The organism is Chryseobacterium sp. HR92 (assembly GCF_045689405.1).
GTDB lineage: Bacteria > Bacteroidota > Bacteroidia > Flavobacteriales > Weeksellaceae > Chryseobacterium > Chryseobacterium viscerum_A.
Genome location: NZ_CP139139.1, coordinates 813703 through 835340, shown reverse-complemented (window position 1 = coordinate 835340; position 21638 = coordinate 813703). Strand labels below are relative to the sequence as shown.

Annotated in this window: 18 protein-coding genes; 12 read left to right on the top strand and 6 right to left on the bottom strand. The window is 35.6% G+C overall.

Features of this window, described 5'->3' with window-relative positions; all coding sequences use genetic code 11:
* Positions 1 to 117 precede the first annotated feature (117 nt).
* Both SFA27_RS03705 and SFA27_RS03700 read left to right on the top strand, forming a co-directional pair.
* Positions 118 to 1377: a putative DNA modification/repair radical SAM protein gene (locus tag SFA27_RS03705; protein ID WP_264516982.1), complete on the top strand. Its 1260-nt coding sequence runs from the start codon at positions 118 to 120 to the stop codon at positions 1375 to 1377.
* 157 nt (positions 1378 to 1534) lie between these two features.
* Complete coding sequence (locus SFA27_RS03700) at positions 1535 to 2293, top strand: TIGR03915 family putative DNA repair protein (protein ID WP_407296419.1); 759 nt, start codon at positions 1535 to 1537, stop codon at positions 2291 to 2293.
* Positions 2294 to 2726: 433 nt separating this feature from the next.
* Here the strand turns inward: SFA27_RS03700 and SFA27_RS03695 are convergent, their stop codons facing one another.
* Positions 2727 to 3527 (bottom strand): DNA alkylation repair protein, encoded by an 801-nt coding sequence (locus SFA27_RS03695; protein WP_407296417.1) that lies wholly within the window; start codon positions 3525 to 3527, stop codon positions 2727 to 2729.
* 95 nt (positions 3528 to 3622) lie between these two features.
* On the opposite strand from SFA27_RS03695, the gene SFA27_RS03690 reads away from it, so the two are divergent.
* The 4 genes from SFA27_RS03690 (at position 3623) to gap (ending at position 7023) form a co-directional block, all read left to right on the top strand.
* Positions 3623 to 3970: a winged helix-turn-helix transcriptional regulator gene (locus SFA27_RS03690; protein WP_407296415.1), complete on the top strand. Its 348-nt coding sequence runs from the start codon at positions 3623 to 3625 to the stop codon at positions 3968 to 3970.
* A 66-nt stretch (positions 3971 to 4036) separates the two neighbouring features.
* Positions 4037 to 4915, top strand: coding sequence for a DUF4846 domain-containing protein (locus SFA27_RS03685; RefSeq protein ID WP_407296412.1), 879 nt, complete (start codon positions 4037 to 4039; stop codon positions 4913 to 4915).
* 83 nt (positions 4916 to 4998) lie between these two features.
* A complete protein-coding gene (gene pfkA / locus SFA27_RS03680) occupies positions 4999 to 5985 on the top strand; it encodes a 6-phosphofructokinase (RefSeq protein ID WP_047379076.1) in 987 nt (328 codons plus the stop codon).
* 33 nt (positions 5986 to 6018) lie between these two features.
* Entirely contained in the window at positions 6019 to 7023 is a 1005-nt protein-coding gene (gene gap / locus SFA27_RS03675; RefSeq protein WP_124535023.1) for a type I glyceraldehyde-3-phosphate dehydrogenase, read from the top strand.
* Positions 7024 to 7086: 63 nt separating this feature from the next.
* Here gap and SFA27_RS03670 read toward each other — a convergent pair whose 3' ends face one another.
* Positions 7087 to 8013, bottom strand: coding sequence for a hypothetical protein (locus SFA27_RS03670; RefSeq protein WP_407296409.1), 927 nt, complete (start codon positions 8011 to 8013; stop codon positions 7087 to 7089).
* Between the two features lie 194 nt (positions 8014 to 8207).
* Here SFA27_RS03670 and SFA27_RS03665 point away from each other — a divergent pair, with 194 nt between their 5' ends.
* The 3 genes from SFA27_RS03665 (at position 8208) to recA (ending at position 11578) form a co-directional block, all read left to right on the top strand.
* Complete coding sequence (locus tag SFA27_RS03665; protein WP_407296407.1) at positions 8208 to 9005, top strand: response regulator transcription factor; 798 nt, start codon at positions 8208 to 8210, stop codon at positions 9003 to 9005.
* Positions 9006 to 9084: 79 nt separating this feature from the next.
* Positions 9085 to 10269: an oxygenase MpaB family protein gene (locus tag SFA27_RS03660; protein WP_407296405.1), complete on the top strand. Its 1185-nt coding sequence runs from the start codon at positions 9085 to 9087 to the stop codon at positions 10267 to 10269.
* 307 nt (positions 10270 to 10576) lie between these two features.
* Entirely contained in the window at positions 10577 to 11578 is a 1002-nt protein-coding gene (recA, locus tag SFA27_RS03655) for a recombinase RecA (protein ID WP_047379082.1), read from the top strand.
* A gap of 325 nt (positions 11579 to 11903) precedes the next feature.
* On the opposite strand, the gene SFA27_RS03650 is transcribed toward recA, so the two are convergent.
* Both SFA27_RS03650 and SFA27_RS03645 read right to left on the bottom strand, forming a co-directional pair.
* Positions 11904 to 13337, bottom strand: coding sequence for a hypothetical protein (locus SFA27_RS03650; protein ID WP_407296402.1), 1434 nt, complete (start codon positions 13335 to 13337; stop codon positions 11904 to 11906).
* A gap of 150 nt (positions 13338 to 13487) precedes the next feature.
* Positions 13488 to 16379, bottom strand: a complete 2892-nt coding sequence (locus SFA27_RS03645) for an alpha/beta hydrolase family protein (protein WP_407296400.1) — start codon at positions 16377 to 16379, stop codon at positions 13488 to 13490.
* Positions 16380 to 16532: 153 nt separating this feature from the next.
* Between SFA27_RS03645 and htpG the strand changes: the two genes are divergently transcribed.
* On the top strand, positions 16533 to 18425 hold the full coding sequence (gene htpG, locus SFA27_RS03640) for a molecular chaperone HtpG (RefSeq protein WP_407298158.1): 1893 nt from the start codon (positions 16533 to 16535) through the stop codon (positions 18423 to 18425).
* 410 nt (positions 18426 to 18835) lie between these two features.
* The gene (locus tag SFA27_RS03635; RefSeq protein ID WP_407296398.1) at positions 18836 to 19228 is read left to right on the top strand and encodes a helix-turn-helix transcriptional regulator; all 393 of its coding nucleotides are present in this window, start codon (positions 18836 to 18838) and stop codon (positions 19226 to 19228) included.
* Between the two features lie 280 nt (positions 19229 to 19508).
* Here the strand turns inward: SFA27_RS03635 and SFA27_RS03630 are convergent, their stop codons facing one another.
* The gene (locus tag SFA27_RS03630) at positions 19509 to 19805 is read right to left on the bottom strand and encodes an MGMT family protein (RefSeq protein WP_047379087.1); all 297 of its coding nucleotides are present in this window, start codon (positions 19803 to 19805) and stop codon (positions 19509 to 19511) included.
* Between the two features lie 87 nt (positions 19806 to 19892).
* Here SFA27_RS03630 and SFA27_RS03625 point away from each other — a divergent pair, with 87 nt between their 5' ends.
* Entirely contained in the window at positions 19893 to 20039 is a 147-nt protein-coding gene (locus SFA27_RS03625) for a hypothetical protein (protein ID WP_185097866.1), read from the top strand.
* A 382-nt stretch (positions 20040 to 20421) separates the two neighbouring features.
* On the opposite strand, the gene SFA27_RS03620 is transcribed toward SFA27_RS03625, so the two are convergent.
* Positions 20422 to 21396 carry a deoxyhypusine synthase family protein gene (locus SFA27_RS03620; RefSeq protein ID WP_045500886.1) on the bottom strand — a complete coding sequence of 325 codons (975 nt, stop codon included), beginning with the start codon at positions 21394 to 21396 and terminating at the stop codon, positions 20422 to 20424.
* Positions 21397 to 21638 lie beyond the last annotated feature (242 nt).

Sequence of the window (21638 nt, the reverse complement as noted above, 5' to 3'; positions counted from 1 at the left end):
GACTCTTTTTTGTTGATAACTTCTATGAAAAAAGATTGACATTTATCAATTTTGGAACTAAATTTGAACAAAAATTAAGTAAAATTAAGATACAAAACGTATCATATCTTTAAAAATATGAATTTTGACCGCCTTAAAGAAAAGCTCGAAATCCTTGCTGATGCAGCGAAATATGATGTTTCCTGTTCATCGAGCGGAGGTTCTAGAAAAAATAAAAAAGGAGCTTTAGGAGACAGTTCCGCAAGTGGGATTTGCCATACTTATACTGAAGACGGAAGATGTGTTTCTCTTCTTAAAATTCTATTGACCAATCATTGCATCTACGATTGTGCTTATTGTGTTTCCAGAAGTTCTAATGATATAAAAAGAGCTGCCTTTACAGTAGAGGAAGTTGTAGATCTTACTATTAATTTTTACCGCAGAAACTATATTGAAGGATTATTTCTGAGTTCAGGAATCTTCAAAAATGCAGATACAACGATGGAGCGGCTTGTAAGAATTGCCAAAAAACTTCGTATGGAAGAGAACTTTAATGGGTATATTCATCTTAAATCTATTCCGGGAGCAAGTGATGATCTGATGCAGGAAGCGGCTTTGTATGCAGACCGGTTATCAGTAAATATTGAAATTCCTACAGAAAGCGGATTAAAATTACTGGCTCCTGAAAAAAACAGACAGGACATGATCAGTCCTATGCGCTATATTCAAAAAGGGATCATTCAGTACCAGGATGAAAAGAAAATTCTGAAGAAAGTTCCCAAATTTGCTCCGGCAGGGCAGTCTACCCAGATGATTGTGGGTGCAACCAATGAAAATGACTTACAGATCATCAAAGTTGCCGATCATTTTTACAAAAATTTTAATCTGAAAAGGGTGTATTATTCCGGTTATGTTCCGGTTTTGGAAGATCAGAGGCTGCCTTCTTTAACGACGGAAGTTCCCATGCTTCGTGAAAACCGATTGTATCAGTCGGATTGGCTGATGAGATTTTATGGTTTTAAAGCAGAAGAAATTTTAGACCCGAATGTTCCTTTCCTTGATCTGGAAGTGGATCCGAAATTAAGCTGGGCGTTACGAAATCTTCACCAATTTCCTGTTAATCTTCAGACCGCGGAATATCAGTTGATTTTAAGAATTCCGGGAATTGGAGTGAAAACAGCACAAAAGATTGTAAGTGCAAGGCGTTTTCAGATTTTAACAATGGATCATTTGAAAAAGCTTGGAGCGGCTGTCAACCGTGCAAAATACTTTATTGATTTTAGTGCCGGAAATGTCTATCTGAAATATTTAACGGATAAAAACTTCAGAAAACTGCTGATAGGTGGAAGCTCATCCAAATTTCATAATCAGTTTTCGCAACAACTTACTTTATTTTGATTTTAAACACAAGTCACACGAATATTTTCACAAATGTTCACAAATTTATTACGCAACACTATTGTCATTCTGACGAAGGAAGAATCTCTCCTATAAAATAGATTCTTCATTTTATTTCGCTCAGAATGACAAACCAACTAAATTTTTAAATAAATAAATGACAACCCTACTCTACGATGGAAGTTTTGATGGTCTTTTCACCGCAATATTTGAAGTTTTTGAATATCGTTATAAAGATGTGGAAATTGTAAGCAGAGAAAGGTTTCATCAGGAAAATATTTTTGCTGAAATTCATGAAGTGATTACCCAACCAGACAAATCTGAAAGGGTTCTGAATAAGCTGGAACAGAATATCGGAAAACAAGGCGTTTATCACCTTTTAAAAGTGTTTTTATCAGAAGATCCGGATCTGGAAAACCTCATTTTATCTGTGGTAAAACAATCTATAAAGCATCCGGAAAAGAATATTCTTGAAAACTTTGCTGATTCTGATGTTTTAAAAATTTCAAAAATCTGCAAATCAGTGGACAGGGAAAGACACAGAATGACGGCTTTTGTCCGCTTTGAAAAAATGCTGGATGGTGTTTTTTTCGCCAAAATAGATCCTGACTTCAATGTTTTGCCTTTAATCAGAAAACATTTTCATGACCGGTATCAGGATCAGAAATGGATGATCTATGATTTGCGGAGAAACTACGGACTTCTCTATGATCTGGAGACCTGTGAGTTTTTCTATCCTGATGAAAAGATTGATTTCGGGAATTATCAGCAGAAATTTCATGATGATGAAAAAAGCTATCAGGTGCTCTGGCAGCGCTATTTCACAAAAACCAATATTGTTGAGCGGAAAAACATGAAACTTCATATTCAGCATGTCCCGAAAAGATACTGGAAATATCTGACTGAAAAATGGTAAACAGACCTGCAAAATTTAAAAAATGTTTATCGCTGGTTGAGCCGATAACGCAGATTTTTATCAATAAAACTATCCAGATATTTTCGGGTACATAAGTTCAGAATTGGATCAATAATTCCATATTGTGGATAACTTTTTATTTTGACAAAAAAATATAGAATTTCAAATCCGTTTTCCAAGAGCATTACTTAGTCCACTCATTTTATGATATTTATAATCCACATTCATCAGAAACTCATATTGTGGATAACTTTTTTTCAGTTAACATACTGTTAACATAAAATTTTTTTCAATGTCACTTTTACAAGAAAATTGAGTAGAAAGTTACCTACCCAATGAGAATAATGGGTTTGAGAGAATCATTTAAAAACATGAAAACCTGCAGTATATGCAGTAAAAAATTACATCAACATTTTTGTTTTGTGGATAACTCCTACTTTTTAAGGGTTCGTAAAGCTTTTTTAACGATATACTGTGTTTCTTTTGTCGGACTTTCCCGAAGCCATTCATCGCAGACTTCCACTACAAACTCGGGTTGTGATTTACTGGCATCATTCAGCCAATTGCCGACACTGTCCTGCACATATCTGGCGGAATCTGACCGTAAAGGTTTTAAAATTTCCAGTCCAAGTCCAGGATTTTGTTTTAAAGCATCAATATGTTCACACCAGACTCCTCTTGGTCTTGTAGATTCGCTGGCAAAACGTCTCACGTTCTCATCGTCATGCATCGTCCATTCTGATAAAAAAGATAAACTTTCTTCAAGATTTTTGGAGATATCCGGACGCACGGTCATCCAACAGATTTCCCTTACTCCAAAATGAGAATCAGAAGCGAATGACTGAATTTTGTTTAATTTTTCTTTAAGTTTCAGTTTATTATTTCTCCCAATGGTATAAGCTGCCCAGCAACGTACCAGATCTGCCGGATGAACCGACAGTTTCAGAAGAAATTCATCATCATTATTTTTAGCTACCAGATTAAGCATCCCCATTCCAATTGTTTCATTAATGGTATTAACCGTTTGCTTTTTCAGCTGGTCTACGTTTTCTAAAATCGGCTTCAGGTAATCTTTACGATTATTCTGCAATAGTAAGTTTTCCAGCAACAGCCTTTGATCTACCGCCAGCCATTCTGTAAGATTGGCGGTTTCAATTTCTCCTCTGTTCAGCTGTTCCAAAATATCCGGTGGAATATCTTTGATGGAGCGGGCTCCTTTTCGTTTTTCTGCCATACTATTTTAATGATTATCTTTACAAAAGTCTGAAAGTAAGCGGACAAAAACAATACCGCATATTTTTCACTCATAGGGATAAAAAAGTCAATTTTATGGAAACAAAGGGAAGAGCCGAAGAAAATAAAATTTGTCCATTGGAAATAGCCGTCAATACCATCAGTGGAAAATGGAAAATTCCTATCGTCTGGCAGATCAATGAAGGAAAGAAACGTCCCAGTGAGTTTTTGCGCGGTATCGCTAAAGTAGACCGAAGAGTTCTCAATCAGCAGCTGGCTGAAATGGTTGAAGATGGCATTTTAACCAAACAGTCTTTTAATGAAATTCCTCCAAGAGTTGAGTATACATTGACAGAACTTGGTGAAAAATTGGTAGAAATCCTCTGGCAATTGAATGATTGGGGGAAATTATTGATTCCGGAGAACGAAGAGTCATTAAACTAACAGATTTTCAGATTATATATTGGCAGATCTGTGAAAAAAAATGATATTTGTGTTCACTAAAAACACATGAAAAAGATTATCACCGGAATCGCAGCATTTTTAATTCTCACAAACTGTACAAAAGAAAAATTATCAGACTGCTTACTGCCTGAGCCGGATAAAAATGAACATTTAATTACAGAAAACGCTCTAAAAATCCATAAGAATAAAAATACGATCCGTGAAAGATTTTCTCCTCCGGAAGGCTATGAATGGAGTGAAGAAAATCCGGACTCTTTCGGGTATTTTATTGAAAATTTTAAGCTGAAACCTTATGGCAGCCAGATTCTGAAATACGATGCCACTCCTATTTCCACCCAACATCTTCATGAAGCCATTTTTGATATTGACACCGGAAATAAAGACCTGCAGCAATGTGCTGATGCAGCAATCCGCATGAGGGCTGAATATCTTTATAAGACAAAAAAATTTGACGAGATCAAATTTCATTTTACCAGTGGTGATCTTCTCAGCTGGAATGACTACAAAAACGGAACGAGAGCATTTGTCAATGGAAATTCGGTAAGCTTTAGAAAGACTGCTGCTTTTGATGATTCTTATCAGAGTTTCAGAAATTATCTGGATCTGATTTTTAATTATGCGGGAACTATTTCATTAAATAAAGAAACAAAACCGGTAACAAAAAATTCTGATCTTAAAACCGGAGATATTCTGATTACACCGGGAAGTCCGGGACACATTGTTTTTATTTCCGGTGTTTGCCGCAATAAGGAAGGGAAAAGATTGTTTTTATTGAGTGAAGGATTTACGCCGGCACAATCTATTCATGTACTCTCCAATCCTTTTAACCCTTATTTTACACCATGGTATGACCTGGATACCGATGCTCAGGAAACTAAAACTGCACGATATTTTTTTAAACCTACAAACTTCAGAAGCTTTTAATAATTTATATTCAAAACTATTGAAAAGTTACTACGATAATCTGAACTTGTTTTTGTAAATTTGTGTTCGAAATTTTTTTCTTGATGAAAGAGAGTGTTGTAAAAAAAATTGCAGTTCTTACTTCAGGAGGTGATTCTCCGGGTATGAATGCAGCGTTAAGAGCGGTAGTAAGAACCGCCAATTACTATAATATCGAATGCTACGGGGTGAGAGAAGGCTACAACGGTCTTATCAACAATGATTTCCTGAAAATGGGAGCCCGTTCCGTAAAAAATATAATCAACCAGGGTGGAACCATTCTAAAGTCTGCCAGATCCGCTGAATTCAGAACAAAAGAAGGCCGTCAGAAGGCTTACGACAACTGTGTAAAACTTGGAATAGACGGATTGGTATGTATTGGAGGTGACGGAACTTTTACCGGTGCAAAAATCTTTAATGAAGAATTCGGAATCAGAGTAATCGGTATCCCGGGAACAATCGACAACGATATTTTCGGAACTGATAACACCATCGGGTATGATACTGCATTGAATACTGCAATGGATGCCATTGATAAAATCCGTGACACGGCAACTTCTCACAACAGAGTTTTCTTTGTGGAGGTAATGGGGCGTGATGCTGGTTTTATTGCATTAAACAGCGGATTGGCAACAGGAGCTCTGGATATCTTAATTCCTGAGAAAAAAGACAGTATTGATGAGCTTTTCGCGAAATTTAGAGATGCTGAAAAAACAGGAAAGGCATCAAGCATTGTGGTAGTTGCAGAAGGTGAAAAACTAGCCAATGTGTATGAACTTGCCGAAAAAACAAAGCAGACATTCCCTGATTATGACATTCGTGTAGCCATTTTGGGACACATGCAGAGAGGTGGTTCTCCAAGCTGTGCAGACAGAGTTTTGGCAAGCAGACTGGGTTACGGTGCCGTAACAGGATTAATGGAAGGACAAACCAATGTAATGGCCGGAATGCGTTCCAATGATCTGACGTATACGCCGATTGAGGAAGCCATTAAAAAACATAACGAAATCAATGAAGATCTTTTACTGATTTCAAAAATTTTAGCAATCTAATTATTTTTATAAATCTAATAAAAACAAACTATTATGTCAACAATTAAAGTAGGTATCAACGGTTTTGGTAGAATTGGACGTCTTGTTTTCAGAGCAATGACTGAAAGAGACAACATTGAAGTTGTAGGAATCAATGACCTTATTAATGCAGAATACATGGCTTACATGTTAAAATATGACTCTGTACACGGTATTTTCCCAGGTGAAGTTTCTGTAGAAGGAAACGATCTTGTAGTAAACGGGAAAAGAATCAGAGTAACTGCTGAAAGAGATCCTAACAACCTAAAGTGGAATGAAATTGGTGCTGATTATATCGTAGAATCTACAGGTCTTTTCTTATCTAAAGATACTGCTCAGGCTCACATCAACGCTGGTGCAAAGAAAGTAATCCTTTCTGCTCCTTCTAAAGATGATACTCCAATGTTCGTAATGGGTGTAAACCACAAGGAACTTACTGATGATATCAAAATCTTATCAAACGCTTCTTGTACTACAAACTGTTTAGCTCCTTTAGCTAAAGTGATCCACGATAACTTTGGAATCGTAGAAGGTTTAATGACAACTGTACACGCTACAACAGCTACTCAGAAAACTGTTGACGGTCCTTCAGTAAAAGACTGGAGAGGTGGTAGAGCTGCTCTGAACAACATCATCCCTTCTTCTACAGGTGCTGCTAAAGCAGTAGGAAAAGTAATCCCTTCTTTGAACGGAAAACTTACAGGTATGTCTTTCAGAGTACCAACTGTTGACGTTTCTGTAGTAGATTTAACAGTAAGAATTGAAAAAGCTGCTTCTTATGAAGAAATCTGTTCAGTAATCAAAGCTGCTTCTGAAGGTGAATTGAAAGGTATCCTTGGATATACTGAAGATGCAGTAGTATCTCAGGATTTCGTAGGAGATAAGAGAACTTCTATCTTCGACAAAGATGCTGGTATCATGCTTTCTCCAAACTTCGTGAAACTTGTTTCTTGGTATGACAACGAAATGGGTTACTCTAACAAGTTAGTAGATATGCTTGTACACGCGGCTTCTTTATAATAAGTAATGAGCGATAAGCAATATAAAACCTTCCCGATGGGAAGGTTTTTTTGATTGAAATATTTAAAAATTGAATAATGAATAACCTAATGCTATACCTAACCAAGTTTTTTTGTTATAATCCCATTTGTTTGAATCTTTTCCCATTGCAAAATCCCATCCACAAAAAGCACCTAAATTAATTTTATTAAAAGAATAAACTATACCAAGACCAATGCTTGCAACTCCTTTATTCATTTTCTCATCGGTTGCCAGAGGTTTATCAGCCATTGATGTATTACTATTATTTAATTCTACTATAGAAGAACCTAATAGTCCTCCAAAAGTAAACTTATAAGTATTTTCTTTATTACCCACTTTATCTTGATGAAAAAATCTAGTTTTACCAATAGAAAACCCACCAAAAAGATTAATATTAATTCCCGCAGAAAATTCTTCAGGGACGCCGGAATGTTTAAATCTGTATTTAAACGGTATTGTTAATGCTGATACTGTAATTTCATTAAAACAAAGTCTAATAGATTGTCTATTTTTAAGTTTATAATAATGAATAGCATTTCTTTTATATTCTTCTTCATTATTTTCTTTCTTAATTTTATAAATAAATGGATTAACAATTACCTTATTTTCTTCAAACTTGACATATCCTTTAAATATTGTATCTGTTATGTTACTTTCCTTAACTATTAAGGAGTCATAAAAATCTTTGTCTACTTTAACAGTTTTTGTAACTATTTTCTTTTCACTATTAAATTCTAATGGTTCTTCAATTGTAACAAAAGAACCGCTTTCATAATTTTTTTTAATAGATTTCTGTTGCGTATGCGTCAAGTCTTTAAATTTCACAGAAGAATCCCATTGTAAACAAATAATCTCACCAGATTTAAATCTTATTAAGTTCGGGATTCTATACACTTTTTTAAAACTTTCTTGTCCGCAAACCATCCCCACCCATCCTAGCAGAAACAGCAATAAAATTTTTGTTTTCATGGTTATTTATTTTTCAGATTAAAGTTTTTTGAATTGTCAGTGGTTGAGTTATCACCTTAAAAGGAATGTTCCGGAAATTAAGTTTCCATGGTCATTAGTTTTATTTAAAGCTACAATACTTACCTACCACACGAAATACCACAAAAGGGTGATTTTTTAACATAATTTTATTATTTTTAAGAAAACATTAACCAATGGAGAAAAAACATCTGACTCATGCAAAAAAACCACATCCCCTCACCAAAATCTGGAATGACTATCCTGAAATTTTACAGAATGACAACAGAATACTACCCGTTCCCGCCATTGAACATATTATAGGAGAAATCTTCGCGCCGGGAAAGTTCTATTATTATGTCATTAATTTCGCAGACAGTACCATCTGCAATCACCATGAAGACATTCTGAAAATACATGGCCTCAGTAAATATCCCGTACACCTGAAAGAAATTATAGACCTCATCCATCCCGATGATATTGAGTTTGTCATGGAAGCCGAAAGAATGTCAATAGAAAAAATAAAAGAAATTGACGGTTTTGATTATCAGCAGGAACTGAAAACCAGCTATTGTTTCAGAATGAGAACTTCAAAAGGGAATTATGAACTGTTCCATCATCAGGCTTTACACACGTATAAAGATGAAAACGGCAGACTTTTGCAGGCTGTTAACATCCATACAAATATTGAACATATCACTCATCAAAATTCCTATGTAGTGCTAGTCTGCGGAACTAACGGACGGGATGATTTTCATCAGATGCAGTGGATGGGGCATATGAAACCTCATGAATCTACCCCTGTAATCTTCACCAAAAGAGAGGTTGAGGTTATCAACTGTATCGCAAAAGGCTATTCCACAGGAGAAATATCAGATCTGCTGAATATTTCAGAGGAAACCGTACGTACCCACAGGAAAAACATTTTAAGGAAATCCGATTGCAGAAACAGCTCTGAACTGATCAAAAAAACTTTTGAATGGGGATATCTATAGAATTTCCATCCTGAGCCTGACAAATCTCACCAAAAAACTTCAGCAAAAATCTTGTACTTTTATAGGTAAAGGAATGAACATGATACAACCACGATTTAAAGACGCTCCTCATTTCAGAGATTTCTGGGAAAGTGGAAACGGAAAACTACTTATTGAATTTTCCGGAGCGGAAGTGAGTTTTGAAAAATTTGAAAAATTCGCTCCTTTTTTTCATCATGTGGATGAGACGGGTGATGAGGTTGTAAAAGATGTTTATTTTACTAAAAAATTTCATGAGGCATCCAGAGAAATTGAGCAGTACATCAGAAATGGAGTTTCGGAAACAGAATCAGTTCCTGAAAGTGTAAAAAAAATGTTCAGTCAAACCCAGAAAGTTCCCGAATGGCTGGATTATAATTTACTCAAAAGCGGTGCCGAACTCTGCATGAGAAGCAACCTTGATTCTTTGATCTCCCTGAGAGATTATTGCCTGATCGGCGGTTATGATTATGCTTACCTTAACAAACCTCTTATTGTAACAGAAGCATTAAAAAAGGGTGCTGTAAAACGACTTTCTGAAACATTGGATTTTTGGGTGAATGCTACCCGATACAACGCGCTGGAAATTCATGCAAAAGGGTATGAATTTGCTATAAAAACCCGCCTGATCCATTCTTATGCGAGACTTTCTATAAAAAAACATTATCAAGGCTGGGATACCGAAAACTGGGGTGAGCCTATCAATTCATGGGATATGATGGCAACATACATCGGTTTTAGTCTTGTCTTTCTTCACAGTCTTCAAAAATTGGGAAATAATTTTTCCATTGAGGAAGAACAAGGAATATTTCATTTGTGGAAATACGTAGGTTATCTTTTAGGTATTCCGGAACAGCTTCTTCCCGACAACAAAAAACAAGCTACTGAATATTTTTACTTATGGACTTCCGTTCAGCCTCCTTCTGATAAAGATTCTGTACTCCTTGCCCACTCTCTACTGAACGAGTCTCTGGAAAATCCTATATTAAAATTTGAATTCCAAAGGAAAAATTTAAAATATCTGCACGTCTGCTGCACCTGGTTTCTGCTGGATGATGAAGTTTGTAAAAGATTACAAATTCCGGAAGTTCCTTACAAGAATTTGTTTCCAAAATCAAAGATACTTTTCAACAAAGTATATGATAAGCTTGTCAGTCGGGATGCCAGAATACAAAGAGGAAACAAAGATCAGATGAAAGTACTGGAAGATTATCTTACTATTACTAAGAATTCAAATTTTCATTAGGATAAGTTAGGAAGATCGAGGCTGGAAGTTTCTATTAGACGATAAATCTCATTTTAAAAGGAATAAACTAAGTTCAATGCAGTTTACAGCCTTCAAAAATTCCCTTCTTCCAGCTTCCAGCATCCTTTCTCATCAATCGTTATTATTTTTTTTAATGCACTAATACACATTCTGCATCCGCTTCATAATGAATAGAATCAGCAGCAAAAATTTATCATTTTTTAACTCTAAAAACAGTTTTCACGAACAAATAATATTAGTTTTTGATGTTTAAATTATGTATTTTTGAGAAATTATTTTAATAGCGATGAGTAACATTGATGATAAGAAAAAAGCACTTGCTTTAGTGCTTGACAAATTAGATAAAACATACGGAAAAGGAACTGTAATGACTTTAGGTGATCAATCTATAGACAATACAATAGAAGTAATTCCTTCCGGTTCTTTAGGATTAGATATTGCTTTAGGTATAGGTGGATATCCAAAAGGAAGAATCATTGAAATATATGGTCCTGAATCTTCAGGTAAAACAACTTTGACCCTTCATGCTATTGCTGAGGCTCAAAAAGCAGGTGGTATTGCTGCATTCATTGATGCAGAGCACGCTTTCGACAGAACTTATGCTGCGAAATTAGGAATTGATCTTGAAAACCTGATCATTTCTCAGCCGGACAATGGTGAGCAGGCTTTAGAAATTGCTGATAACCTTATCCGTTCCGGAGCTATTGATATCGTTGTAATTGACTCCGTAGCGGCTCTTACACCAAAAGCAGAGATCGAAGGGGAAATGGGAGATTCCAAAATGGGACTTCACGCAAGATTAATGTCTCAGGCATTAAGAAAATTGACTGCTACTATTTCAAGAACAAAATGTACAGTAATCTTCATCAATCAGTTGAGAGAAAAGATCGGTGTAATGTTCGGAAACCCTGAAACAACTACCGGAGGTAATGCTCTTAAGTTCTATGCTTCTGTAAGAATTGATATCAGAAAAGCAAGTGCACCTATCAAGCAAGGTGACGAAGCTATCGGTAGCCGTGTGAAAGTGAAAATTGTGAAAAACAAAGTAGCACCTCCTTTCAAGCAGGCAGAATTCGATATCATGTATGGAGAAGGAGTTTCTAAAGTTGGTGAAATTCTTGATACTGCCGTAGATATGGGAATTGTGAAGAAAAGCGGATCTTGGTTCAGCTACGAAGAGACTAAACTTGGTCAGGGACGTGATGCTGTAAAAGATGTTTTAAAAGATAATCCTGATCTTTCCGAAGAATTGGAAAACAAGATCAAAGAGGAAATGAAAAACAAATAATTTTTCAGAAAAATATAGAAAAGGCAGTCTTAGGATTGCCTTTTTTGTTTTGAAGTGTACATGCTTTTTTTAACTCAAAGTTTTTTTGGTTGTGTTATTTTAAAGAGAGCAAAGACAGAATCAATTTCATTGATCCTTTTTAAGCGACTACATAACCACAAAGCTTAATCAGCGATAAAGTCGCAAACCTTTGCACCCTAAAAATCAAATTCCGAATCTCTTATTCCTTTGCGTTTAAATAATTTTTCAGGTTTTATTTACAATCAAAAAATAAAAAAGAGGTCATTCCGCGGAACAACCTCTTTTAGCTTTTATATTTTTAAAATTATTCAGCAATTTTACCTTGCAGCTGAAGTGCTCCGGTAACTTTCATTCCTTTTGCTGGAGTTTCAAATCGCATATTTTCTTTATTCACAAAAGCATCAATGGTAAAGAAATCTTCATTTTCTTCATTCGTGATTAATTTCAACTTCAGGATATAACCTTTAACGCTTCTGTCATCAAGTAATTCTGTCTCCTTAAAGTCTACAACCTGAGCAATAAAATCGAAACATGCATAGTTCGGAAGATCCTGGCTTGGTGCATACGTTGTGAAATCTTCACTCATTTTAGTCCCATCAGGTAAATCAGTGTTTGTGTGAACATCAAGGATGAGAACAATTCCGCTGATATGTATCTTAAGGTGAGGCTGTGTGATGTATGTATTTCTGTTTTCCGCATAATCCGTTGCAAAGAACCAAACGCCAAAAGTATTTCTGGCAGGACCGGCTACAATTGCCTGCAGGTTCAGCGCATTTTCCCACTCTCTGATTGACCTTGTTTCAAAATCTAAAACATAATTAGTTTTCACCTCCGGAATTATGGTGCTAAGTTCATCTGTAACAATGGTTTTAAATCTTACATCTTCAAATTCTGTTTTACTTTTATCCTCACCAGCCGGATCTGCAACCGTGGACTGCATTAAAACAGCAGTAAGATATTGACCGTAATCTTTAGTCTGGAAATTTTCATGACCAAAAACCCCGCTCCAGGTATTCACAAGATTATGAACATTTGATTTTCTTATAATAATTCCAGCTTCATTAGTCGTTTCAGGAGCAGCAATTCCTTCTGTATTCGGGAAATAATCTTTACCATCCACCAACTGATGATTCATGATCTCATTATTTTCTTCATGAGAAAATTCTGCAAACCCTTTATAAGTGACATTCTGGTTTTCGAAAACATAAGGCAGACCTGTTTTCACCTTATCCTGACCTGCAAAATGATACGCAAGAGAAATCCCTTTGAACTCCCCTTCCTGAATTGCCGGAGTGTGATTTCCGTTATGATCAAACTGAGAATGATACAGGATCATATAAGATTTAATTTTTCCTGCCTGAAGCTCATTCTCAAACTTCTCTTCCATTTGTCCAATCGCCTGTTGTGGAGAAAGTGCATAGGCATCTTCAGTTACCATATAAGCAAAGCCCTCTACCTCACCATTTTCTTTTTCAAAGGCTGAAATAGGCGTATATTCCCCTCTTAGCTGAAGCGCTATAGAATACACAACATAATCATTATAAATCCTGATTTTTTCATATTCTTCATTTACTTTTGGCTCGTCTATCTGTTGTGAAGGGGTTTCCGGTATCGTTTCCACAACTTCTTCTACCACTTCCTCTACTACTTTTTCCTCTGGTATTTCCATTTCCTGAACCAAAGTACTTACATTTTCCTGATTATTATTTTTCTTCTTAAAAAAATCAAAGATTCCCATACTGTTATTTATAATTGGCCGTAAATATAATAAAAGTGCTCAACAGGCCCATCATAAAAAAATGCCATTGTGTCAGTTTATCTTTTGTGATATATTTTTCTCAGAAAAATTAAAAAACTCGGCGGAGCCTTTGGCTCCGCCGAGTTGATATTAATTTGGTTTGTCATCTGTCAGCTCAAATCCCCAATCTTTTCCTTTTTGGGTGGCTGGAATACCTTTTGTCATCCAGACCGGAGCTTTAGCACCTTTGAGATAATAATCAAAAAATTGCTGTTCGCGTATTTGAATATCTTTTCTGTTCTGCCGTTTAACGAGATTGTGATCATCACCATTATAATTCAGAAGCCATACCGGTTTTCCGAGACGGCGTAATGCGGTAAACATCTCAATTCCCTGATACCACGGCACAGCTCCATCTTTATCATTACTCATAATAACTACCGGAGTTTGTACTTTATCAATGGTAAAAAGCGGTGAATTTTTAATATAAAGATCCGGTGCTTCCCATAGATTTTTACCTAATCTGCTTTGTGATTTTTCATACTGAAACTGTCTGTTCATCCCTGAAGTCCATCGGATTCCTCCATATGCAGAAGTCATGTTTACAACAGGAGCTCCACTCCATGCAGCTGCATACATATTGGTATGAGCAATAAGATATGCTACCTGATAACCACCCCAGCTTTGTCCCTGAATTCCAATTTTAGTACCATCTACCCAGGAATTTTGCTTTAGCTTTTCAACTCCTGAATTAATGTATTCCATAGCAGATTCTCCAGGAAAACCGTCTGTATACGAAATATCAGGTGTGAAAACCAGATATCCGTTGCTCACAAAATAAGAAATATTCAATCTTGAAGGTGTTGGAGCCGGTGCTACATAACGGTTAAGATTATCCGAAAGTTTTTCATAGAAATAAACAATCATTGGATACTTTTTATTTGGATCGAAATTTTCCGGCTTGTATAAAATTCCTGTAGATGTATTTCCTTTTGGTGTTGTCCAGTTTACCAATTCGTCTGTACCCCAATTATAGTTGTTTTGCTGCGGATTGGTATCACTCAGCTTTTGCTGTTCTGAGAATTCTGATGTTGCGAAAATATTGGGAGAATCAGTATATGATTCTTTTACTACAATATATTCTTCAGCATTTTTTGCTTTTTGAAGACTTCTATATCCCCATACATTTTCCAACTGGATTTTTACCGGATCAGAACCCGACTGAATAGAAGTTCTAAAAATTCCGTTTGCTTTGGATGTATTATCAAATGCTGATAAATAAATGGAAGATTTTCGGTTTAAGCTTTTAATATCTTTATCTAAGTCGTAGGTGTCAAACGTTATTTTATTTTTACGACCAAATCCATTGGTGATATTTCTCGGCTTTTTTGAGCCATTCAGAAAAAACTCCCAAAGGTCGAAACGATCTTTAATAATCACAGATTCATCATTATTCGTCCAGGAAGCGATGCCATAAGAATTTGGAAAATCCGGCATATCAAACTCTTCATCCACAAAAGAAACGGGCAGTCCGCTGCTCAATGGAAGTGTTTGTTTTGTTTTCACATTATAACTGAGCCACTTCCCTTTTTCTCTGTCAAAAATCACTACGAATTTTCCAAGCGGAGAAACAGCAACTGAGCCATTCAGATTCTGAATAATCTCTGTCCTCTCACCTGTTTTATTATCAATCAGGAAATATGTTTTCTTAGTTGCACCCTCCCATTGCGAAGAAATACGGTTATTCAAACTTGTAATACCCAGCGCAAATTCAGCATTTCCTTCATTTACCAGTCTTAAAGTATCCAAATCTTCGCCATCAATATTTCTGAAGAAATCTGGTTTTTCCGTCTGCATTACTGCAGCATAGGATTTCTTCAGATCGTTTTTCAATTCCTTTAGCTGTACTGTTTGCAGATAATCATCTTTATAATTCCAGATATCTACTACCGCATGATCATTCGCAATCATTGCAGTATCTTTTGCGATAGGTTTCGGAGCAACACCAAAATACAACTGCTTTCCGTTTTTGCTGAATAAGGGTAAACGGTTTTCAGAAATTACCCAATTCTTCTTCATCTGTGCATTTTCATTGGCAATTATTTCCTTTTTATTTCCTTTAAAATTAAAGTAATACAACTGATACAATTTCACCAGGTCATTTTGTGCAGAAGAAGTTCCTACATATGCCAGCTGATTTCCTTCTTCATCAAAAGACAATTGTGAAAAATCGCCTTCCATCTCTGAAATTTTAGTTACAACTCCTTTTTGCAGATCTACAACCTGTACGGTTTGAAATGTATATTTCTTTGGCTTTGATTTGTCATTATCTTTTTTGTCCTCAGATTTTTCATCAGCAGAATCTTTTTTATCCTTTTTAGGTTTTTCTTCAGGTTTCTTCGTCACAAAAGCGAGCTGCTTTCCATTTTTACTGAACTCATAGCGGACTACATTATCATACGTTGTACTTTTCCCGTCCAAAAGATTTCGCACAACTAACTGCAAAGGTTTTACATTTTTATCTTCATCTTTATTATCCTCTCCATCTTCTTTATCAGAAGCATCATCCGAAGATTTATCTTTTGTGTTTTCCAGAAGATAGGCTACGTAAGAGCCTGCTTTTTCAGGGATTTTAAATGATTTTACATTAGGAATTCTTTCTGTTTTATCATTTAAAAAATCAACAATTGCAAGACTGTCTTTTGTTAATTTATTTTTTTTAAGTTTTTTATCTTTTACCGCTTTTATATCTTTATACTGCGGACGGATCTGAAAAACAGCAAATCTGGAATCATTTGTAAAATCTACTTTTGTTCCTCTTGCAAACTTCTTTGTCGTTTTATTTTTTACGGAATATAAAGAAAGGTTAGGATTTCCTTCCTGAGCATCTACAGAGTAAGCAATCCATTTTCCGTCATTTGATATTTTTCTCATGCCGATATTTTGCCAACTGTCATAGACAGAATGGTCTAAAGGCTTTTTCTGTCCATAGACCCAACAGGTCATTATGAGCAGAATAAAAACTGTACATTTCAACTTCATCTTTAAAAAATTTTTAATACTTAAAAGTAAGATATTTCTTTGACAAATTCGTAGGATAAAACTGTTTCACGTTGAAAAAATGCCATTCTGTCACTTTCTGCTGCATGGTATTTTTTTTGAGAAGTATGTAGAACAATTAAAATATAAAATATGATGACTAAAGGAAATATTAATGTATCTGTGGAAAATATTTTCCCGCTTATTAAAAAATTTCTTTACAGTGACCACGAAATATTCTTAAGAGAATTAATCTCTAATGCTACTGATGCCACTTTAAAATTAAAACATCTGACAAGCATTGGTGAGGCAAAAGTGGAATACGGAAACCCTAAACTTGAAGTTAAAATTGATAAAGACCAAAAAACTTTACGCATTATAGACCAAGGTATTGGTATGACTGGTGAAGAGGTTGAAAAATATATCAATCAGGTTGCTTTCTCAGGAGCAGAAGAATTTTTGGAAAAATATAAAGATTCTGCAAAAGATTCTGGGATTATCGGGCATTTCGGTCTTGGATTCTACTCTGCGTTCATGGTAGCTGAAAAAGTAGAAATTCTTACAAAGTCTTATAAAGACGAACCGGCAGTACGTTGGATCTGTGATGGAAGCCCGGAATTTACCCTTGAAGAAACTACCGACAAAACTGACAGAGGAACGGAAATCATCCTTCATATTGCTGAAGATTCTGTGGAATTTTTAGAAGAAGGAAAAATCCGTGAACTATTATTGAAGTATAACAAGTTTATGCCTGTTCCGATCAAATTCGGAACAAAAACACATACACTTCCATTACCGGAAGACGCTCCTGAAGATGCCGTAGCAGAAACAGAAGAAGTAGACAATATCATCAACAATCCGGTACCAGCATGGACGATTGCTCCAAGCGAACTGACCAACGAAGATTATATGAAGTTCTACCACGAGCTGTATCCTATGCAGTTTGAAGAACCTTTATTCAATATTCACCTGAATGTTGATTATCCTTTCAATCTTACAGGAATTCTGTTCTTCCCGAAACTGAGCAATAATTTAAATATCGACAAGGATAAAATTCAATTATATCAAAACCAGGTATTCGTAACAGATGAAGTAAAAGGGATCGTTCCGGACTTCCTGATGCTTCTGAGAGGTGTTATAGATTCACCGGATATTCCATTGAATGTTTCCCGTTCTTACCTTCAGGCTGATGGTGCTGTAAAGAAAATTTCATCTTACATCACCAAAAAGGTAGCTGATAAAATGGCTTCCCTGATCAACGAAAACCGTGAAGACTACGAGAAAAAATGGAACGACATTAAGATCGTAATCGAGTACGGAATTGTTACAGAAGAAAAATTTGCTGAGAAAGCTGACAAATTCACACTGTATCCTACAACAGACGGAAAATATTTCCTTTGGGATGAATTGGTAGAGAAAATCAAGCCTATACAAACGGATAAAGACAATAAACTGGTTGTACTATATGCTACCAATGCTGATGAACAGCACAGCTATATCCAGTCTGCAAAGGATAAAGGGTATGAAGTTCTGCTATTAGACTCTCCTATCACTCCACATGTTATCCAGAAGCTGGAAACTTCAAAAGAAAATATTTCTTTTGCAAGAGTAGATGCAGATCACGTGAACAACCTGATCAAAAAAGATGAGCCGGTAATTTCAAAACTGAATGAAACGGAAAAAGAATCTTTGAAAAAGAATGTGGAAGAAGCTATCCAGGATTCAAAATTCACAGTTCAGCTTGAAGATCTTGACAGCAATGATGCTCCATTCACGATTACCCAACCTGAGTTTATGAGAAGAATGAAAGAAATGCAGGCTACAGGCGGTGGTGGTATGTTCGGAATGGGAGGCTTCCCGGAAATGTACAATCTTGTGGTGAACTCGAACAGTGAGCTTTCCAATCAGATTTTAAAAACTGAGAACGCTGAAGAGAAGGAAAATTTAATCAAATATGCTCTGGATCTTGCCAAACTTTCACAAAATTTACTGAAAGGAAAAGACCTGACAGATTTTATACAGAGAAGCTACAAGCAACTTGAAAAATAATACACAAGAGACTGTTTCAATTTTGAAGCAGTCTTTTTTTATTTGAGTACGTTAGGAAAACACAAAGGCTCAAGTTTTTCTCACAAGGCTCATGCTTTAAGGTGCAAGGATTTTATCTGCAATAAAATTGTGTACTGTATATTTTATTTTTTATCTCACGCTGATTTTGCAGATTACGCAGATACTAATAAAAATCTGCGTAATCTGTGTGATCTGCGAGAAAATTTAATAAATGAAACTCTTTGCGTTTTCTTAAAAGTCTAAAAATCATTAACAGCCAATTTAAATAATCTGAATATTATAAACCTGTACCTTCTTTTCTCTTAATCTTCATTGCTTTACTCTACATTTTATTCATTTTCTATTGTACAGCTTATGCTTTTTTGCCATTTTTGTATAAAATGTAGGTCATGCAAAAAGAAAAATTACGCGTCATCAGAAAGCAAAAAGGCTATACTCAACAGCAGGTAGCTGATTTTATCGCAACAGATGTATCTAATTACAGCAGAAAAGAAAGCGGTGATGTAAGGATTGTAAAAGATGAATGGGACAAACTTGCCCGTTTTTTGGATGTACCGGTTGAGGACATTTATGAAGAGGAGGAAGCTACAGTAGTTGTTAATAATGACCATCCTGTATTTAATGATAGATCTTCTTCTGCGGGAATCATTACTAGCCAGAACAACTATGATAATATCCCTGGAGCTATTATTGAAAACCTTCAAAACTATATTGCTCTATTAAAAGAGGAGAACGAAAAGCTGAAAGAAGAACTGAAAGGTCTCCCAAAAGGAAGAAAATAATACAGTTTGAAGCTATAAGAAAATATTGTTGTCACTCATATTAAGTTATGGAGTGACATTTTTTTATGATGTAAGGTTTTAGGTGAGAGTTTTTTTGACGCAAAGGATTGATGATTCTTATGCTTTATTTCAGGAGGCAAAGAGCTGCGACTTTGTCGCTGATGAAGCTTTGTGATAGTAATACGTTAGCTTAGAGAATTAATTTCATTGATTTCTCCTTTGCTTCCTTAAAAATATACAGTATACAGACAAAACCTTTGCGTTAAAAATTCTTTGATATTTACAATTCATCCAACGGGTTCCAGAACAGTTTTTTGAAATTTTTTATTCTAAGATTTTCCACAGTAATTCCTTCTGCCTCCAGCTTAGGCTGAAATTCCGGAACGGATAAAACTCCTGAACTTGAAATGACACGGTGAGCCGGAACATCTTTCGGGCAACCTCCCATGGCTTTTCCTACATGTCTTGAATGGTTTGGATAGCCAACGGCTTTTGCTATAGCACCATACGTAGAAACTCTTCCTTTGGGAATAAGTCTTGCTACTTCGTATACCTGTTGTTTGAAAATTTCGTCCATATCAAATTGTTATTTTAGCTGGCTTTCTTTTTTGCATCATTTTTGAACTCTCTTACGCTCAATGATGTTTCATTAAAAGATAAAGATATGAAAAAATCATTTTTCAGGCTGTTGAACGCGGTTAATAAAAAAGTTCTTCCGAAGCTGAGTAAGAAGGATCCTAATCATCTGACTAAGGTAGAAAAGGGAATTCTGGCATATCGATACTTTGTGTTGGTGAATTCTTTGGATTGATTTTTATTTTCCCGCAGATCGCACAGATTTTCACAAACGTATATTTTTTGGAGAACGCAAAGGCGCAAGTTCTTTGAATACTATGTGTTGTAAGGCGCAAGGATTTTATCTTCGATAAAATTTTATATTGTATAATTTCTTTTATCTCATGCTGATTTTGCAAGCCATACAAATAATATAAAAATCTGTGTAATTCGTGGGATCTGTGGGAATAATGTATATCACTTTAAACCATTAAGAAAAATGATTATAACTTAAATAATCTTAATGGTTCAAATTGTTTTTAGTTTTCAAAACAAATCTATTTTTCAATCATAAAATAAAAATAGCGCTTCAAATGAATTGAAGCGCTGTATTGTAATCTCTGATGAGAATTTTATTCTTATGCGTTTTCTAAGATATAAGAGAACATCAATGGTGCACAGATCGTTGCATCACTTTCAACGATAAATTTCGGTGTAGTGATATCAAGTTTACCCCAAGTGATTTTTTCATTTGGAACTGCTCCTGAATAAGATCCATAAGATGTTGTAGAATCAGAAATCTGGCAGAAATAAGACCAGAAAGGAATGTCATGCATTTCCATATCCTGATACAGCATTGGCACTACACAGATAGGGAAATCTCCTGCGATACCACCACCAATCTGGAAGAACCCAACTCCTTTTCCTGCTGAATTTTTAGTATACCAGTCAGCAAGATAAGTCATATATTCAATTCCTGATTTCATTGTAGTAGCCTTAAGCTCTCCTTTGATACAGTAAGAAGCAAAGATGTTACCCATTGTAGAATCTTCCCATCCCGGAACTACGATTGGTAGGTTTGCTTCTGCAGCAGCAATCATCCAAGAGTTTTCTCTAGGAATTTCGTAGTACTGCTCCAAAACTCCTGAAAGGATCATTTTGTACATGAATTCGTGAGGGAAATATCTTTCTCCTTTAGCTTCTGCATCTTTCCAGATCTCTACGATATGTTTTTGTAATCTTCTGAAAGCTTCTTCTTCAGGGATACAAGTATCTGTAACTCTGTTCAGACCTCTTTCTAAAAGATCCCACTCATCCTGAGCAGTCAAATCTCTGTAATGAGGAACTCTTTCATAGTGAGAGTGTGCTACAAGGTTCATTAAATCTTCTTCAAGGTTAGCCCCTGTACAAGAGATAAAATCTACTTTCCCCTGACGGATCATTTCAGCAAGAATCTTCCCTAATTCAGCAGTAGACATTGCTCCTGCCAAAGTAATCATCATTTTTCCGCCATCTTTAAGATGTGCAACATATCCTTTAGAAGCATCCACCAATGCAGCTGCGTTGAAGTGCAGGTAATACTTTTCTATGAATTCAGTTATCGGTTTGCTCATTTTTTTAATTTTTGCAAAGATAAAACTTAAAAACGGAATGCAGCCAAAGCACTTGAAGAAAGTGTAACGGAGGGGACTTTTTTTATCATTTGTTAAATAATACCAAAACTGTTTTGTTGGGAAACGCAAAGGTGCAAAAGTTTTTCATGCATTACTTATATTTTTAAGATGCAAGAACATCTCGACTTCGCTCAATATTAGATTTCAGCAAGGGAAAATGTTAAATTTTAGATTAAATTTTC